This is a genomic window from Anaerotruncus massiliensis (ex Togo et al. 2026) (assembly GCF_900199635.1).
GTDB lineage: Bacteria > Bacillota > Clostridia > Oscillospirales > Ruminococcaceae > Anaerotruncus > Anaerotruncus massiliensis.
The window spans coordinates 2,260,810-2,274,416 of sequence record NZ_LT962687.1 but is presented as its reverse complement, the minus strand read 5'-3'; the positions used below and the strand labels follow the sequence as shown (position 1 = coordinate 2,274,416).

Sequence of the window (13,607 nt, the reverse complement as noted above, 5' to 3'; positions counted from 1 at the left end):
CGGCGCCGATGGCGGCGATTACGGCACTCATTGCGTTGGTCACCTCTTTCTTTCGTGTTGGGGTGTTTTGCTCAACGCTCTATTTATAGCACGGACGCCGTAAACGCGGCGTTAGGCTTTGGGGGGCCGGCGTTAAGGTTCCGTAAACGGAAGGGCCCTTAATGGAATCTTAACGGAATCTTTACATCGGGCGCGGATATCGTAATGTTCTTCTAACGATCTTTGTGGTAAACTGGGGAAGGAAACGGAGGTGCGCGGAAATGGACGAACAGCGCCTCGACCCCGACCAGCTCCTCACCCGGATCAAGGGGGAGAAGCCCAAAGAAAGCCGGGGCCGCCTCAAAATCTTTTTCGGGTATGCCGCGGGGGTCGGCAAGACCTACGCGATGCTTGAAGCCGCGCATGCCGCGAAGGACGCGGGCGTGGACGTGGTGGCGGGCTATATCGAGCCGCACACCCGGCCCGCCACGCTCGGGCTGCTCGACGGGCTCGAGCGGCTGCCGCCGCTCACCCTCTCCCACAAGGGGGTCGCGCTGCGGGAGTTCGACCTCGACGGCGCGATCGCGCGGCGCCCACAGCTCATCCTGGTGGATGAGCTGGCCCATACGAACGCCGAGGGCTGCCGCCACCGCAAGCGGTACCAGGACATCGAGGAGCTTCTCAAGGCGGGCGTCGACGTCTACACGACGGTGAACGTCCAGCACATCGAAAGCCTCAACGACATCGTGGCCTCGATCACCGGGGTGATCGTGCGGGAGCGGGTGCCCGACAGCGTCTTTGACTCCGCCGACCAGGTCAAGCTCGTGGACATCGAGCCGGACGACCTGATCGAGCGGCTGTCGGAGGGGAAGATCTACGCGTCCGACCAGGCGCACCGGGCGCTCGGGCATTTCTTCACGCGGGAGAACCTCGTGGCCCTGCGGGAGATCGCGCTGCGCCGCACCGCCGACCGGGTGAACCGCATCGCGGAGCGCGGCAAGCCGCTGGGCGCCGACTATTACACCGAGGAACACATCCTCATCTGCCTGTCGAGCTCCCCTTCCAACGCCAAGGTCATCCGCACCGCGGCCCGCATGGCGGGAGCGTTCCACGGCAGCTTCACCGCCCTCTTTGTCGAGACGCCCGGTACCGCCGAGCTGGACGGGGAAAACCGCGGCCGCCTGCGGGAAAACCTGCGGCTGGCCGAGCAGCTCGGCGCGCACATCGCCACCGTCTATGGAGAGGACATCCCGGCGCAGATCGCGGAGTACGCCAAGGTGAGCGGCGTCTCGAAGATCGTCATCGGCCGCTCGAACAACCGGAAGGGCCTCTTCGTCCGCCGCCAGAACCTGGTGGAACGGCTGACCGTGCTCGCGCCCAACATCGATATCCACATCATCCCCGACAACGCCCCGCCCTACACCGCCGCGCGCCGCTGGCGGAAGCTGTCCGCCGGGCTTTCGGGTGCGGACACCCTCAAGACCGCCGGGATCCTCGCGGCCGCCTCCCTGATTTCCATGCTCTTTTCCCGCTGGAACTTCCGCGAGGCGAACATTATTACCGTCTATATCCTCGGCGTGCTCTTCGTCGCGATGTGCACCCGCAGCAGGATTTACGGCGCGGCCGCCTCGCTGCTCAGCGTGCTCGCCTTCAACTACCTGTTTACGGCCCCCTATCTCACCTTCCGCTTCAACGACCCCGGCTACTACGTCACCTTTGGCGTCATGTTCACGGCCTCCTTCCTGACCAGCACGCTGACGATGCGGGTTCGCAGTCAGGCGCGGCAGGCCGCGATGAAGGCCTACCGCACCGAGGTCCTTTTGGAAACGAGCCAGAAGCTCCTGCGCGCCGAGACCGAACGGGAGGCGTTTGAGCAGATGGCCGGCCAGCTCATCCGCCTGCTGAACAAGACGGTGCTCCTCTATCCGCTCGACGCGGCGGGTCCCGGGGAGCCGGGCGTCTGGACCGCGCCCGGCGCACAGGGGGATACCGCCCGGTATACGGCGGCGGACGAGCGCGCGGTGGCCCACTGGGTCTACCGCAACAACAAGCACGCGGGCGCGACGACCGACACGCTGCCCGGTTCCAAATGCCTCTACCTCGCGGTGCGCAACCACGACACCGTCTTCGCGGTGGTGGGCATCGCGATGGACGACGGCGCGCCGCTCGACGTCTTCGACCGCAACATCCTGATCGCGATGCTGGGCGAATTCGCCCTCGCGCTGGAGAAGATGCGGGAGGCCGAGCAGAAGAAGCGGATTTCCATGCAGGTGGAGCAGGAACAGCTGCGCGCCAACCTGCTGCGCGCGATCTCCCACGACCTGCGCACCCCGCTGACGAGCATATCCGGCAACGCCGGCATCCTGATGGGCAGCGCGGAAAAGCTCGGCGAGGAAAAAAAGCACCAGCTCTACACCGACATCTACGACGACGCGATGTGGCTGATCAACCTTGTGGAGAACCTGCTGTCGGTGACGCGGATCGAAAACGGCACGATGAACATCCGCATGGAGCCCGAGCTGCTCGACGAGGTGATCGGGGAGGCGCTCCTGCACCTGAGCCGCCGGAGCTGCGAGCATACGATCGCCACCGTGCAGGAGGACGACCTGCTGATGGCGCGGATGGATTCCCGGCTGATCATCCAGGTGATCATCAACATCGTGGACAACGCCGTCAAATACACCCCGGCCGGAAGCCGGATTACGATCTCGGCCCGGCGGGAGGGGGAGATGGTCCGGGTGGAGATTGCGGACGACGGCGGGGGCATCCCCGACGAGGCCAAGGAGAAGCTCTTCCAGATGTTCTACACCGCGCAGCATAAGCGCGGGGGAGACGGCCGCCGCGGGCTGGGGCTGGGGCTTTCGCTCTGCAAATCGATCATAACCGCCCACGGCGGGACGATCACGGTGCGGGACAACCTCCCGCACGGCACTGTATTTTCCTTTACACTGCAAGCTGAAGAGGTGAACTGCCATGAATAAGACTTCCATCCTCGTGGTCGAGGACGATAAGGCGGTCCGGAACCTGATCGCCACCACGCTGGAGACGCAGGGCTACGACTACCTGACCGCCGAGACGGGTGCGTCCGCGCTGATGCAGGCGGTGTCCGGCCATCCGGACATCATGATCCTCGACCTCGGCCTGCCCGATATGGACGGGGTGGAGATCATCAAAAAGGTGCGCGGCTGGAGCAGCCTGCCGATCATCGTGGTGAGCGCGCGCAGCGAGGACCGCGACAAGATCAGCGCCCTCGACGCGGGGGCGGACGACTACCTGACCAAGCCGTTCTCCGCCGACGAGCTGCTTGCCCGCGTGCGGGTGGCGCTACGGCGCATCCGGTACGACAGCGCGCGGCCGGGGGCGGAGAGCAGCGTCTTTGAAAACGGCGGGCTCAAAATTGACTACGCCGCGGGCTGCGCCTATGTGGACGGCGAGGAGGTCCACCTCACGCCGATCGAATATAAGCTGCTCTGCCTGCTGGCGCACAATGTCGGGAAGGTGCTCACCCACAATATGATTCTCAAGGAGATCTGGGGCAACGTCCTGCCGAGCGACACCCCCTCGCTGCGGGTTTTCATGGCCACCCTGCGCAAAAAGATCGAACAGGTCCCCTCCCAGCCGAAATACATCCAGACCCACGTGGGCGTGGGCTACCGGATGCTCCGCATCGTGAACAGCCCGGAGGCCGACGCCTGACCGCCCGCGACCGGAAGGCCCGCCGCTGCAGACGCAGCGGCGGGCCTTCTGTCTTTATACAATATTAACGCCCCGACCCGAAAGCTTTACCCCGCCCTAACGGCCCGGGGGGTATAATGGAACCAGAAGACAGGGGAGGGGGCGCATGGAAGTGCTGATTGTCGCGGGACTGCTGTTCACCGGGGTGGTCGGGTTCCTCTGCGCGCGCGGGATGGAACGGTTCCTGGGCGAAAGCTACCGCCCGCGCTGGAGCGCCCGCAGGGAGCGTCCGTCGGGCGAAGTGATCTTCCTGACGCACGGCCCGGTGCAGAAGTAGGAGCTGAAAAAGGCCCGGAGCGAAGGCTCCGGACCTTTTTTGCGCCCGCGCGCCGAATGGGCAATTCCCTTCTCCTGCTTTTCTTCGGGCGGCCCGCATGCTATAATAAACGCGGGCAATCGGCGCCGGCAAATTGCGCCTGCCTGTGGCGGCGGGCGATTAGGAACGCGCCCGGATGCCCATGCTTTTGACAGGGCGCCCGCGCGGCGCGGACATTCTATCACGATGGGAGAATCACAATGTTTCATTTCGGCGGAAGTTTCCTCACCAGCCTGCTCGCGCTGGGCGTCTATCTGTTGCAGTCCTACGCGATCTACCGGCTCGCGGTCGTGCGCGGCCTTCCGAATCCCTTCTTTGCGTTCATCCCCTTCTTCCAGCTCTTCATGCTCGGACAGATCGGCGACTCGATGAAGCACCTCAACCGCCGCGTCTACGACGTGTTCGCCAGCGTTCCGCTCGCCTACGCGCTGCCGATCGTCTCGGTCGCCGCGGTGCTGCTGCGCTATCCGTTCAGCACGCTGGCCGACCTGCTCGTGAGCGTGGGCACGCTGGTGGTCTACTATCTCGTTTTTTATTTTTACTCGCGCAAGCAGTGTGTGCTTTTTACGGTCATCGCCGGCCTGCCCACGATCGTGAGCATCCTGGCCATCCTCTCGCTCATGCCGCTCATCGGCGGGGCGTTCATCTACGCGGCCGGCATCCTCGCCGTCGCGGCGGTGGTCACGCCGGTCGTCGGCCCGCTGCTGATCCTCTACAGCATCCGGGGCTACCGGATGTACCGCTGAATTTCCAGCCCAAAAGCCCCCGGCGGAGCCGGGGGCTTTTCTTTGGCTCTATTCCACAAAATGGAGGGGGAAAATCTGGGATATATCGTATAATCGCTTCCGTGCGACTTTATCTCTCCCGCCAATTGTAGTATACTGGAAAAAAAGAACCGGCGGGCCCCTTTGACATGGGAGGAGGAAATGACATGAAGAACATCCTGTTTGTCGCATCGGAATGCGTGCCGTTCATCAAGACGGGAGGACTGGCCGACGTGGCCGGCGCGCTGCCCAAGGCGCTCGACAAAAGCCGTTACGACGTGCGCGTCGTCCTGCCCGACTATACCTGCATCCCCGAAAAATACCGCGGCCAGTTCCAGTACGTGGACAGCTTCCAGATGGAGCTGGGCGGCCTGGGCCGCGTCTACGTGGGCGTCATGACCTGCCGGGTGGAGGGCATCACCTACTACTTCATCGACAACGAGCACTACTTCGGCGGCGACAAGCCCTACGGCGATTTGCTGTGGGACATCGAAAAGTTCTGCTTCTTCTCCAAGGCGGCCCTTTCGATCCTGCCGACCGTGGGCTTCCGTCCCGACGTCATCCACTGCCACGACTGGCAGGCGGGGCTGGTTCCCGTCTTCCTGCACGAGATGTTCAGGGACAATCCCTTCTACCGCGGCATCCGCACCGTCGTGACGATCCACAACCTGCGTTTCCAGGGGGTATGGGACATCCCGGCGATGAAGCGGTTCACCGGCCTGCCCGACCGGGCGTTCACCCCCGACCGGCTCGAGTTCCACCGGGACGCCAACATGCTCAAGGGCGGGCTCGTCTACGCCGACCGGATCACGACGGTCAGCGGCACCTACGCGTGGGAGATCCAGCAGCCCTCCTACGGCGAGGGACTGGACGGCCTGCTGCGCGCCAAGAGCGGAACCCTCAGCGGCATCCTCAACGGCATCGACTACGACATCTATGACCCGGTGACCGACCGCAAGCTCTACGCGAACTATGACAAAAACGGCGTGCGCCAGGGAAAGGCGGCCAACAAGGCCGCGCTCCAGCGGGAGCTGGCGCTGCCTGAGGACCCTGAGGTGATGATGGTCGGCATGATCACCCGCCTCACCGACCAAAAGGGGCTTGACCTCGTGGAGCGGGTGATGGACTGGCTGCTCACCTCGCGGATCCAGCTGGTCATCATCGGCACGGGCGACAAGAAATACGAGGACCTCTTCCGCCGCTACGAGTGGGAGCGCAAGGAGAAGGTCTCCGCCAACATCTACTTCAACGACGACCGCGCCCATAAGCTCTACGCGGCCGCCGACGCGATGCTGATGCCCTCCCTGTTCGAGCCCTGCGGCCTCACCCAGCTGATCTCCCTGCGTTACGGCACGGTGCCCATCGTGCGGGAGACGGGCGGCCTCAAGGACACGGTCGAGCCCTACAACGAGTACGTCCAGACGGGCACCGGCTTCTCCTTTGCGAATTATAACGCGGAGGAGATGCTTGACACGATCTTCTATGCGGAGCGGGTCTTCTACGACACCCGTTCCTGCTGGGACGAGATGGTGCGGCGCGGCATGGAACAGGATTTCTCCTGGCGCAGCAGCGCGCAGGCCTACCAGTCCCTCTACGACCAGCTCGGTTAGATTTCAGAAGAAAGGTCCCCCGGAGCCGCCGGCTCCGGGGGCCTTTTTGTGTGCTTTGGGCGGTCACGCCCCCCCGGAGGCCAGGATTCCGGTGACTGCGAGGCGGCTTTCGCCGAACCCGGCGGACAGCGCCGCTTCCCGCAGCCGCGCCGCTTCCTCCCGGCCGAGGAGCGGGATGCCTTCGTATTCCCACGGCAGGCCCAGCCTCCGGTATTTGCCAATGCAGGCGTTATTGAAGGCGCAGAGCTCCCACCGGGAGACGGCGTCCCCCAGCGTCCCCGCGAGGTAGGCGCCGATGGCGGAGAGGTTTTCCGCGTCGGCCGTCGCTCCGGGGATGAGCGGGGTCCGGATCCACAGCTCGCAGCGGGCGCGCCCGGACCGGATTTCTCCGCCGAGGAGCTCCAGATTCTGAAGGATCAGCCGGTTGCTTTTTCCGGTCAGGCGGCGGTGCCGGCCGTCGTCCAGCAGCTTGACATCGTAGAGGACGCAGTCGGTGAAGGGAAGGACCGCTTCGAGCGCTTCCCGGGGGGCGTACCCGCTCGTGTCGAGGGCGGTATGAACGCCTTCCCGTCTCAGCTCCCGGAAAAAAGCGGCGACAAACGAATGCTGCGCCAGCGCTTCCCCGCCCGAGGCGGTCACCCCGCCGCCGAACTGCCCGTAGTAGTGCCGGTCCTTGAGGACCTCGCGCATGAGTTCCGAAAGCCGCCACTCCCGCGCCACGAAGGAGAGAGCCCTGGAGGGGCAGGCGGACACGCATGCGCCGCAGCGGACGCAGGACGCGTCGTCGATGAAGACGCCCTCCTCCCGCGGCCGGTTCGCGCCGGTGGGGCAGGCTGCGCGGCAGCTCAGGCAGCCGATGCATTTGCGCGCCTCCCACCACACCCGCTGGGTGAAGGCGATGCCCTCGGGGTTGTGGCACCACCGGCAGGCGAGGGGGCAGCCCTTGAAAAAGACGGTGGAGCGCAGACCCGGCCCGTCGTGTGTGGTGCCCCGGTAGAGGTCGAAGATCATCGCGCGCGGTTCCGGTTCCATAGGAGGCTTCCTTTCCCCGGGCGCATGCCCGGCTGGAAAACGGCGCGCCGCAGGCCCGCGGCGCGCCGTTCGTCTTGTTAAAACCTGATCGCGACCTTGTAGTCGCCGTATTGGCCGCCGGCGTATTCAAACGCCTTTTCCCACTGCTCGATGGGGAAGACGGAGGTGACCACGCCGTCCGTCTTCAGACGCCCGTTTACGATGTTCTCGATGACGAACGGGTAGCAGTAGGGGCTCAGGTGCGCCCCGCGGATGTCAAGCTCCTTGCGGTCGCCGATGAGCGACCAGTTGACCGTCGTGTTTTCGGCGAAGACGCCGAACTCGACGAAGACCCCCAGCTTGCGCACCGCGTTGAGTCCGGTCACCACGCTGGCGGAGTGGCCGGTCGCCTCGATATAGATGTCGCAGCCGTAGCCGTCGGTGAGGCCGCGGATCGCCTGCACCGCGTCGGTTTCCGCCGGATTCATGACGAGGTCCGCGCCGAACTCCGCCGCCTTCTCCAGCCGCTGAGGATTGATGTCCAGCACGATCAGCTTCGCGGGGTTTTTCATGCGTGCGTAGGTGATCATCGCCAGCCCCAGCGTGCCCGCGCCCGAGATGACCACCACGTCCTCGCAGTGGATGTCCGCACGGTCCACGGCGTGCTTGGCGCAGGCGTACGGCTCGATCAGCAGGGCCTTCTCGAAGGGCAGCTCCTCCGGAATCTTGTAGACGCGCGTCTCGGGCAGGAAACGCACATATTCCCCCATACCGCCGTTGAGCTCCTTATAGAAGCCGAAGCCGCCCCGGTTTTTGCACATCCAGTACTTTCCCGTCCGGCAGAAGCGGCAATGCCCGCAGGGGACGATCTGCTCGGCGACCACCCGGTCGCCCGGTTGGAAGCCGGTGACGTTTTTCCCGGTTTTGACGATGCGGCCGACGAACTCGTGGCCGGGGATGAAGGGAGGCCGGCAGATGCCCACCATCCCGTCGCCGCCCCAGTACATCGACGCGCCCTGATAGTTTTTGAGGTCGCCCGCGCAGATGCCCGAGCCCTCGCTTTTGACGAGCATCTCGTCGTCCCCGCAGCCGGGTACGGGATAGGCCGGCTCGAGGCGGTAATCGTGCTTGCCGTACGCGACCAGGGCCCGCATGGTGGAGGGGATTTCGGCTGGCTTTGTCATAATGCACCTTCCCTTTCCTATTCGGATGAAAAACGGCTTACATTCCGGAGTAGTTGTTCCGGGCGCAGAATTCCTTCTGGAACGGCTTTGCCAGGCAGATGAACCGGCTGGTGTAGCCGGTGACCTTGATGATGAGGTTCTGGTATTCCGGTTTTTCCGGGTGGTCGATCGCGTCCCGGAGCGCCTCGAGGTCGATGATGTTCAGATTGATCTGGAACCCGCCCCGCTTGAAGAACGCCTCGGCGAAGTCCATGATGTACTGCGTCGGATTTTCGCGCCCGTCGAAGAAGCGGGGCTGCAGCTCCACCTGGAGGGAGCCGCCCTGGAATTTGACGTTTTGCGCCTTGGTGAGCGAGTTGGCGGTCGCGAAAAGCCCCCGCGTGTTCCTGCCCGCGGTCGGGTTGCAGCCGTGGGCGAGGGGCTCCTCGGCGAGCCTGCCGTCGGGCGTCGCGGGCAGCACGTCCACGCAGGTGTGCCCCTGGAACTGGAAGAGGGAGGCGCGGTACTGCTGGCCGCGGCTGTTGAAGGTATTGTCGAGCACGCCGGCGATCATATCGCAGATGCGCACGTACATCCCGTCCACCTCGTCGAGGTCGTTGCCGAACTTGTCCTCGTTGAGAAACCGCTGTCGCATCTCCTCGCGGCCCTTCCAGTTTTCCTTCGTTGCCTCGCGCACCTCCGCCATCGTATAACGCCCCTCCTCGTAGACAAGCTTTTTGATGGCGTGCAGCGAATCGGCCACGTTTGGAAGGCCGAGGATGTTGGTGGAGGTGTACTGCACGTCGACGCCGCGCGGCCCCGTGATGTCGACGCCGCGTTCGATCGGGCCGTGGCAGTTGAGGGAGGTGGCGATCTCCGGCCACACCCGGTCGAGCACCTCGTACTGCGCGTCCTTGAAGAGGCGCAGCGCCTCGACGGTGCGCCGGAACTCCGCCTCGAACAGCCGGTAGAAGACTTCAAAGTCGCCGGCGTTCTCCGTGACCGCGCGGTCGATTGCGCGCCACATCGGGTCGAGCAGGACGAGGGCGTTCACGTCCTGGTCGCAGTACTCCCGCCCGGGGATGCAGAACCACTGGCATCCGCTCACCGAGACGGTCCAGGCGATGTCGGGGTCCACGCCCGAGCGCAGTTCGCAGTCGACGAGCAGGTCGTAGTTGGCCAGCGACGGCACGCTCGCCCCGTGCCGGACGAGCACGTCGCAGGCGTAGCGGAAGAGGGCGGGGTCGATGTCCTTATGCCACATGAGAAAGAGGTTGTTGTAGTCGTCGATCATGTCGTAGGCTTCCAGCACGACGAAGCTCATTTCACAGCTCGCGTCGCTGCCGTCCTGAAGCCGCCCGCCGATCGAGAAGTGCTGCCCGCGTACCTTTAAAAAGAATTCGGCCAGGTATTCCCGCGCCTGCTGGCGGGTGAGGACGCCGCGCGCGACGTCCCGCCGGTAGAATTCACCCAGATAGAGGTCCAGCCGGCCGTAGCCGTTGCCGTGGCCGACCATGCGGTCGGTCATGATGGCAAACTGGAGCCACTGCACCGCCTGATGGTAGGTCTCGGGAGGGGCCGCGGCGATGTGGGCGCAGTCGCGGGCGATCAGCTCATAGAGCGCCTTCTGTTCGGGGTCGTCCGTCCGGGCGGCGAGGGCGCGAGCCTTCTCCGCGTGCTTCTCGATGTAGCGGATGATCGCCTCGCAGGTGATTTTGGCTCCGCGCAGGTACTGCGCCTTGCGTTCCTGCCCGAGTCTCGTGTACATGGCGAGGCTTTCTTCGGTCCGCCGGAGGATGCCGCCCCAGCCCTGGCTGAGCCCGATGGAATAGTCGGGGCAGGTGTGCCCGTGACTCGTGCCGCCCGCGCCCAGCTTGCGCACCTGCCTGCCGAGCTCATGCACCTTGTCGCCGAAGTAGTATTTGCGGATCTCGTTCATCTCCCAGTGGAATTCCCCGACGATCGATTCGTCCGGATGGATCTCCGCGGGGGAGTGCTCGAGGAGGAAGGCGTAGTCGCGTGCGAAGTTTTCGGGCGTCTCCTCGTACCCGTCGACATGCGAGGGCACCTCGTCGTACTTCGGGAAGGAAACTCCGATGTCCACGCGGCAGGCGTGGTCGCCCAGCGAGAGGTTCGTCTCCACGGGGTAGGACCATTCGCCCGTCTGGGGCACGATGCCGTTGCTTTTGTCGGTCCAGTGGTAGACGAGCTGGGTGGTGTCCGCGGTGTAGAGGTTGCGGCGGCCGGTCGATGCGAGGCGCTGGTTATATTCCATCACCCGCTGCAGCCGGTCCCCCACCGTAAATTTCGGCGCGTATTCCCTGCGGGGCTTGCTCATAAGCGTTTCCTCCTTACTATTGGCTTTGGGGGCGGCTATCGTCCCAGAAATCCGCCGTCGACCGGGATGACGGCGCCGGTGACATAGTCCGACGCGGCGGACGCGAGGAAGAGGAGCGTTCCGATGAGGTCCTCCGGCTCGCCCCAGCGGCCCATCGGGATACGACTGAGGATTTCGCGGTTGCGCGTCTCGTCCCGCATCAGAAAGATGGTGAGGTCGGTGTGCATATATCCCGGCGCGATCGCGTTGACGCACACCCCGCGCCCCGACCACTCGTTCGAGAGGGCCTTGGTGAGCTGGACGACGCCTCCCTTGCTCGCGACGTAGGCGGGGACGTTCACGCTCCCGATGTAGCTGCCCATCGACGCGATGTTGACGATTTTGCCGCGCCTCTGTTCGAGCATCCGTTTCCCCGCGAGCTGGCACATCGCAAAGGTGGCGGTGAGGTTCACCTCCAGCACCTCCTGCCAGTCGGGCAGCGGGAATTCCGCGCAGGGGTGCTTGCGCTGGATGCCCGCCGCGTTGACCAGCAGGTCCACCCGGCCGTCCAGCAGCTCCAGCGACTCCCGGAAGGCGCGCTCCCGTTCTTCCTGGCGGGAGAGGTCCGCCGCGACGCAGCCGTACTCCCAGCCGGGCCGCGCAAAGGCCGCGACCCGTTCGGCCGTCTGCGGGCTGGCGGCAACCACGGCGACCTTGCAGCCGTGTTCCATCAGCCCGACGGCCATCGCGCCTCCCAGCCCCCGGCTGCCGCCGGTGACGATCGCGCGTTTTCCATTGACATCAAACAGCTTCATGACGTTCCCTCCCGGTAAGGCGGTAAATGTTGCTTCCACCGTTATCATAGATGGCGCCAGGTGCGGTTTCAATGAGAAAAACCGTCATTTTCATGATGAAAAACAGCACATTTTCTTTTTGGGTATTTGCATATCCGGCGGAAAGGTAAACGGGTTTCAAAAAAATGTAAGCGAGTTATCCAGAATTCAATTTTGGCCGGCAGATATTTTGTCGGAAATGTCCGGGCGGGAGAGGTTTCCTGAAATCGGAAAATTATGAAAATTTGCCTAGGAAAATATTACATTTACTTATTGCGGCAAAATCTGTTTGCAATTAACATGAAGACAAAGGAGGTCGTGCCGCAATGCAATATTTTCATGTCAAAACAGATGTTCTGATGGAAAGGGACCTCGCGGCGGGTGTTGTCCACCTGCTGGATAAGGAGGGCAGCCGCAACGTCCTGGTGTTCGCGGACGAGCATGTCGCACAGCACCCCGCCGTCGCCAAAATGCTTTCGGCCGCCGAGGGACCGGGCAGGGAGATCAAGCTTCGGTCCATCCCGTCGGGCGAGCCGACGACCGGCCTGGTCAACGAACTGGCCGGGATCTACCGGGGCCGTGGGCTGGACATGTTCGTCGCGATCGGCGGGGGCAGCGTCCTCGACCTCGCAAAGGCGGTCTCCGCCCTGATCGAAAACGAGGGAGTGATCGAGGACTATCAGGGCACCAGCAGGCAGTTGACCGCCGGCGTCAAAAAGATCTGCATCCCGACCACGGCCGGGACCGGCTGCGAGATTTCGGGCGCGGCCGTCCTCATCAACACCCGGTCGGCCTTCAAGCGCGGCGTGGTGGGTCCGGGCGTGGTGCCCACCTACGCGCTGCTCTGCGCGGAGCTGGGCGCATCGCTCCCGGTGGACCTGACGGTCGGCTGCGGTATGGATGCCATCGTGCACGCGGTGGAATCCTACGTCTCCCCCAAGGCCAACGAGCTGACGCGGCTCTTCTCCCGCGAGGCGTTCCTGCGCCTCTACGAGACGCTCCCGAAGGTCGCGGAGGAGCCGGGGAACCTGCAATACCGTGAGGAGATGCTGCTGGGGAGCTGCCTGGCGGGATACGCCATCGACAACGCGAGCACCGGCGCCGCCCACGGGATGTCCTATGGGCCGGGCATCCACTTCCATGTCCCGCACGGCTTTGCGGTGGCGATCTTTTTCCCCGACACGATGGAGGTGAACATCCGGAACGGATGTCATGCCTACGCGGAGCTGTTCCGGAGCGTCCCGGGCGTGCGGGCGAGCGGCGACGACCGGCAGGACGCGCTGGCGTTCGTCCGCCTGATGCGGGAATACGGACCGATCATCCGCTATGGGAAGACGCTCTTCGACTACGGCGTCAAAGGCGGGGACATCGACCTTCTGGCCAAGGCGTCGATGCAGAACACGGTCGCCTACGCGACCAACCCCGGGCCGTTCACGATCGAGGATTCCTATGCGATCTATCATAAGCTCCTCGGGGTGTAGCCCCGGTGGAAATCTGACGGAAGGCGGAAAGAACCATGAAACGGATTGCAACGATCACCAAGCTCAAACCAGGCGTGGCGGAGGAGTACAGGCGGGTGCACGACGGCATCTGGCCAGAGGTTGTGGAAGCCGCCCATGAGGCGAATATGCGCAACTTCACCATCTTCCGCTGCGGCGACTACCTTTTCTCCTGCTATGAATACCTCGGCGACGACTTCGAGGCGGACATGGCGCGCAAGGCGGCCAAGCCCGTCAGCCCCAAGTGGCAGGAGACGACGGGCGCCTTTATGGAGCCGGTCGACGGGGAGGAAATGAAGATCGCGCTGGAGGAGTTCTGGCACCACGATTTTTAATGGGAAGCGGCCCCACGCAGGTGGAAGAAGCGGAAAAACGACGGA

Annotated in this window: 11 protein-coding genes; 7 read left to right on the top strand and 4 right to left on the bottom strand. The window is 64.0% G+C overall.

All coding sequences use genetic code 11. The features are described from left to right. The first annotated feature begins 260 nt into the window (after positions 1-260). The 5 genes from C1A13_RS11105 (at position 261) to glgA (ending at position 6,404) form a co-directional block, all read left to right on the top strand. Positions 261-2,960 (top strand): sensor histidine kinase, encoded by a 2,700-nt coding sequence (locus C1A13_RS11105; protein WP_101551980.1) that lies wholly within the window; start codon positions 261-263, stop codon positions 2,958-2,960. Next, positions 2,953-3,675 carry a response regulator gene (locus C1A13_RS11100; RefSeq protein WP_101551978.1) on the top strand — a complete coding sequence of 241 codons (723 nt, stop codon included), beginning with the start codon at positions 2,953-2,955 and terminating at the stop codon, positions 3,673-3,675. The genes C1A13_RS11105 and C1A13_RS11100 overlap by 8 nt, the downstream gene beginning before the upstream one ends. 145 nt (positions 3,676-3,820) lie before the next feature. After that, a complete protein-coding gene (locus C1A13_RS14920; protein WP_172439263.1) occupies positions 3,821-3,991 on the top strand; it encodes a hypothetical protein in 171 nt (56 codons plus the stop codon). 239 nt (positions 3,992-4,230) lie between these two features. Further along, on the top strand, positions 4,231-4,776 hold the full coding sequence (locus C1A13_RS11095) for a hypothetical protein (protein WP_101551976.1): 546 nt from the start codon (positions 4,231-4,233) through the stop codon (positions 4,774-4,776). A gap of 185 nt (positions 4,777-4,961) precedes the next feature. After that, on the top strand, positions 4,962-6,404 hold the full coding sequence (gene glgA / locus C1A13_RS11090) for a glycogen synthase GlgA (RefSeq protein WP_101551974.1): 1,443 nt from the start codon (positions 4,962-4,964) through the stop codon (positions 6,402-6,404). 63 nt (positions 6,405-6,467) lie between these two features. Here the strand turns inward: glgA and C1A13_RS11085 are convergent, their stop codons facing one another. From C1A13_RS11085 to C1A13_RS11070, 4 genes are all read right to left on the bottom strand, one after another. Next, positions 6,468-7,436: a glycyl-radical enzyme activating protein gene (locus tag C1A13_RS11085; protein WP_101551972.1), complete on the bottom strand. Its 969-nt coding sequence runs from the start codon at positions 7,434-7,436 to the stop codon at positions 6,468-6,470. A 77-nt stretch (positions 7,437-7,513) separates the two neighbouring features. Then, on the bottom strand, positions 7,514-8,599 hold the full coding sequence (locus C1A13_RS11080) for an alcohol dehydrogenase catalytic domain-containing protein (RefSeq protein ID WP_101551970.1): 1,086 nt from the start codon (positions 8,597-8,599) through the stop codon (positions 7,514-7,516). 37 nt (positions 8,600-8,636) lie between these two features. Further along, a complete protein-coding gene (locus tag C1A13_RS11075; protein ID WP_101551968.1) occupies positions 8,637-10,916 on the bottom strand; it encodes a pyruvate formate lyase family protein in 2,280 nt (759 codons plus the stop codon). 35 nt (positions 10,917-10,951) lie between these two features. After that, positions 10,952-11,710, bottom strand: a complete 759-nt coding sequence (locus tag C1A13_RS11070) for an SDR family oxidoreductase (protein ID WP_101551966.1) — start codon at positions 11,708-11,710, stop codon at positions 10,952-10,954. A 344-nt stretch (positions 11,711-12,054) separates the two neighbouring features. Between C1A13_RS11070 and C1A13_RS11065 the strand changes: the two genes are divergently transcribed. Both C1A13_RS11065 and C1A13_RS11060 read left to right on the top strand, forming a co-directional pair. Then, positions 12,055-13,209 carry an iron-containing alcohol dehydrogenase family protein gene (locus C1A13_RS11065; RefSeq protein WP_101551964.1) on the top strand — a complete coding sequence of 385 codons (1,155 nt, stop codon included), beginning with the start codon at positions 12,055-12,057 and terminating at the stop codon, positions 13,207-13,209. A 35-nt stretch (positions 13,210-13,244) separates the two neighbouring features. Continuing rightward, positions 13,245-13,562, top strand: a complete 318-nt coding sequence (locus C1A13_RS11060; RefSeq protein ID WP_101551962.1) for an L-rhamnose mutarotase — start codon at positions 13,245-13,247, stop codon at positions 13,560-13,562. Positions 13,563-13,607: the final 45 nt, after the last annotated feature.